Origin of the sequence: Leisingera sp., from assembly GCF_034669605.1 — a bacterium.
GTDB lineage: Bacteria > Pseudomonadota > Alphaproteobacteria > Rhodobacterales > Rhodobacteraceae > Leisingera.
In genome coordinates this window covers 1-3,343 of record NZ_JAXMOX010000318.1, presented here as the reverse complement: position 1 = coordinate 3,343, position 3,343 = coordinate 1, and the positions used below count along the sequence as shown (strand labels likewise).

Sequence of the window (3,343 nt, the reverse complement as noted above, 5' to 3'; positions counted from 1 at the left end):
GGAGTGAATGGAAGCCGCTGATAGACGGTTTAAATATTCAGGTTTGGTGGCGCAAAGATAGCGTTTTGCCGCCACGTGGTAACGTACACAGTCGGTGATCACAGACGGGAAGAACTGTTCCAGCACCTTGGCGCCGGCCTCCTCGTGAAATCGGTCTTTGGTGTCATCCATGGAGAATGTTCCGAACTCGCTTGTGAAATGGCCGATATCGTGGAGAAGCGCCCCCACGATGATCTCTTCCGGCTGACCGTTGGCTTCCGCGATGGTGGCACCCTGCAGCATATGCTCGGTCATGGTGACAGTTTCACCAAGGTATTCCTCATCACCGCGGCGGTCAAAGATATCGCCAATGAAGGCGGCAATGTTGTCCTGGGTCAGCGTGCTGAAATCCGGCTTGCTCATTGTTCAGCCCTCCAACCGGGCGTTCAGAACGTTCAAGGTCGACAGAAGCCCATCCTTGTCGGCGTAGCATCCCTGCAGCCAGCGCGAGCCGGAACCGGAGTAGCCGAGGCGTGCGTGCATCACCCGGGTGTTGTCTACGATAAAGCTTTCACCCGGTTCCAGCTTGAAGGAAACGCCCATGTCCGGATCGTCTATGAGTTCACCCAGCCGGCGGTAGGCGGTGTAATAGGCCTCCATCATTTCAAACGGAACATCCACAAACGGAGCCGAAGACCGGTTGTTGAACCGCACACCGATCATTTCGCCGTCAGGCGACAATTCAATCATCGGGCGGCGCGAGCGAAGATGCACGCCATCAGAGCTCTTGTACTCGAACCGCGCCGGGTATCCGGCCAGCAAGGCAAAGGCTTCGGGGTTTTCGTCGCGCAGGCGTTCAGCGGCGCGGAAACCGTCTACCACAATGCTGTCACCGCCTTCAGCCGAGTTCTCTAAGCAGTAAAGGATCTGAAGGGACGGCACCGGGTCGCGGTAGGGGTTGTCGGTATGGGCTTGCAGGCCCAGGCCGGTAAAGGCCAGGTTGGTCGGGTTCACCTCAGTGCGGACTTCGAAATACTTGCCGTAGTTGGTCTCGCGGACAAAGCCGAACATTGCTGCGCATTCAATCACCGCGCCTTCGGCTACCGGGCCGTTCGCCAGCTTGGCAAAGCCGAACCGGACGATGGTGTCCAGCCAGTCACGTTTGACTTCCGGATCCGTCTGTAGGGTGTTCCAATCGAAGGTTGGGGCGGGCTGGCTGCTGCACCAGGTTTCAACGCCCGGCGCCAGGCGGCCAAATCCAGTTTCTTTTTCAACGTCGTAAGCGTGTGACTTCAACCAAACTGCAGGGAAAGTCACGGTCTTGCCTTCGGGTGCGAAGGTCACTGTCAGGGTGTCGCTTTCCACCAATGCGGTGCTGATCCTGGTGTCCGCGGGTATGCCGCCGATAGTGATCAGGCGCTGGCCGTTGCCCGGTGCGCGGGTTTCGGGATCCAGAGCATTATCGCGCAGCCATATCGCGTGGAAGCGGCTCTCTTGGCCGTCCTCAAAAGTCAGGGTCAGAAAACTGCCGGAAGTGTCAACGGTTACGGAACGGGGCATGGGATCTCTCCGGTTGGCTTGGTTCTTCCTTGCGTTGATACAGAGGCTGAGCCATCAAGAGAACGACGGATATTAAGGTGTTAGAGTTAGGTTTTCTTATGGCTAAGAAGGCAATCAAACAGGGCTTACCGCCGCTTGACTGGCTGAAGGTGTTTGAAGCAGCTGGACGGCTTGGCAGTTTCACAGCTGCGGCAGAAGAGTTCGGTGCCACACAGGCCGCGGTCAGCCAACGGATCCGCAACCTGGAAAACTGGCTGGGCAGGCAACTGTTTCTTCGCTCAGCGCGTGGAGTTTCTCTGACTGTGGAAGGGGAAAGTTACCTGCCGCTGGTGCACGATTCCCTGCGATCTCTGGAGCAAGGCACCGAGAACCTGTTTGGCCAAACTGTCCGCGAACTGCGCATTGCGGGCCTTCCATCGCATCTGGAAATGCTACTGCTTCCACGGCTTGAAGCGTTTTCAAAGGCCTGGCCGGAACTTCATCTGGTCATCGAAACGGTGCAAAAACGACTGGATTACAACGCCGTCGACAGCGCCTTACATCTCCGTTATGGCCGCGGGGGCTGGGGACGGCGGGAGGAGGTTCTCCTGGCCAATGAGGTGCTTCAGCCGATGACTGCGCAAGGGCGGGCTGAAGAGTGGCGCCAGCTGCCAGTGATAGAATTGCGCGGTGAGCGGCCGGGCTGGACGGAATGGGCCCGGGTAACGGGGGAGGCTGAACCGGAAACCGGTCCGGTTTCCGTTGATTCTATGGCGCATGCACTCCTTGCCGCCCGGCTTGGCATGGGTGTTGTACTGGGGTCTAAGGCGTTGGCCGCAGATCTGCTGCGATCCGGGCAATTGGAATGTGCCCCGGCACCGGAACTGCAGACGATAGACGGTTATTGGCTGACCTGGCCGCCAAGTTTGGGAAAATCCAAGAGGCAAAGTGAAGTACTGGCGGCATTGACCGCCGCCTTGCGGCACTGAGAAACTTGCTGCCATTGAGGCGGCAGGTTACTCTCTTCAAACCGGGTACTCGCCGCTGATGGCAAAGTAGGCATCAAGCAGGGGACGGGCCCCACGCTTACTCAAAAAGGCGAAGCCGATGTTGCCATTTTTACGCCAGCGCGCCTCTACGGCAAATTCGCCGATTCCGGAAATCGTCACGGTTTGTATCTGTGCGAGCTCAAATGTGCTCTGACCCTCGGGGAGGGAGACTGCAAACCCCTGGTAGCTGATGTTGTAGAGGACTGCTTCGACCTGCGTATCAGAAAGGTTGATCACACACGGCAGGTTCCGGCTGAGACGGGGCGCCGTCGGAATTGGGTTCTTCGCGTAAGGACTGGAAGTTGCCATGCAGTCGCACCCTGAAATTACCGCCCATCAGGTATTGGTAGGCGAAAAGGGTTACGAAAGTATGAACTGTCGGCAAGAAGCCTGCGCGATATGTGGGAAATGGCGCACCTGAGAGGATTCGAACCTCTGGCCTCTGCCTTCGGAGGGCAGCGCTCTATCCAGCTGAGCTACAGGTGCGTCGTTGAAGCGGGGTATAACCGTGCATCGCTGCCTCTGCAACGGGAAAAAACGGCTGTTTACAATTTCATGAGCTCAGCTGCAGACACCCCAGATTAGCGTGCGTATTGAAACAAAAAAGCCCGCACCAGGATGTGCAGGCTTGCATTCTCGTAAAGAAACGGTGGTCAGCCGCGCCAAGTGCGAACCACGCCGCAATCCATATGCACGAAATTCGAACGCTGGTATTTACCGACACCGCCGGCATGACAGGCCTCGGCAGCCTTAGCCATTTGCGATACCGACCGCGA

At 57.6% G+C, this 3,343-nt stretch carries 5 protein-coding genes and 1 tRNA gene; 1 reads left to right on the top strand and 5 read right to left on the bottom strand.

Annotated elements, in window-relative coordinates:
- On the bottom strand, positions 1 to 402 hold a 402-nt coding region (locus VOI29_RS23505; RefSeq protein WP_323784191.1), incomplete at its 3' end, for an HD domain-containing protein.
- 3 nt (positions 403 to 405) lie between these two features.
- The gene (locus VOI29_RS23500) at positions 406 to 1,539 is read right to left on the bottom strand and encodes a gamma-butyrobetaine dioxygenase (RefSeq protein ID WP_323784189.1); all 1,134 of its coding nucleotides are present in this window, start codon (positions 1,537 to 1,539) and stop codon (positions 406 to 408) included.
- 98 nt (positions 1,540 to 1,637) lie between these two features.
- Between VOI29_RS23500 and VOI29_RS23495 the strand changes: the two genes are divergently transcribed.
- On the top strand, positions 1,638 to 2,507 hold the full coding sequence (locus VOI29_RS23495) for a LysR family transcriptional regulator (protein ID WP_323784187.1): 870 nt from the start codon (positions 1,638 to 1,640) through the stop codon (positions 2,505 to 2,507).
- A gap of 36 nt (positions 2,508 to 2,543) precedes the next feature.
- Here VOI29_RS23495 and VOI29_RS23490 read toward each other — a convergent pair whose 3' ends face one another.
- From VOI29_RS23490 to VOI29_RS23480, 3 genes are all read right to left on the bottom strand, one after another.
- Positions 2,544 to 2,876, bottom strand: a complete 333-nt coding sequence (locus tag VOI29_RS23490) for a PilZ domain-containing protein (RefSeq protein ID WP_323784185.1) — start codon at positions 2,874 to 2,876, stop codon at positions 2,544 to 2,546.
- A 100-nt stretch (positions 2,877 to 2,976) separates the two neighbouring features.
- Positions 2,977 to 3,053, bottom strand: a tRNA-Arg gene (locus VOI29_RS23485).
- A gap of 167 nt (positions 3,054 to 3,220) precedes the next feature.
- A partial coding sequence (locus VOI29_RS23480; protein WP_323784193.1) for a DUF882 domain-containing protein occupies positions 3,221 to 3,343 on the bottom strand: 123 nt, incomplete at its 5' end.

Bases quoted from the DNA above. Each gene is read 5' to 3' on its own strand.
- VOI29_RS23490 (WP_323784185.1), bottom strand. From the start codon at position 2,876: ATGGCAACTTCCAGTCCTTACGCGAAGAACCCAATTCCGACGGCGCCC.
- VOI29_RS23495 (WP_323784187.1), top strand. From the start codon at position 1,638: ATGGCTAAGAAGGCAATCAAACAGGGCTTACCGCCGCTTGACTGGCTG.
- VOI29_RS23500 (WP_323784189.1), bottom strand. From the start codon at position 1,539: ATGCCCCGTTCCGTAACCGTTGACACTTCCGGCAGTTTTCTGACCCTG.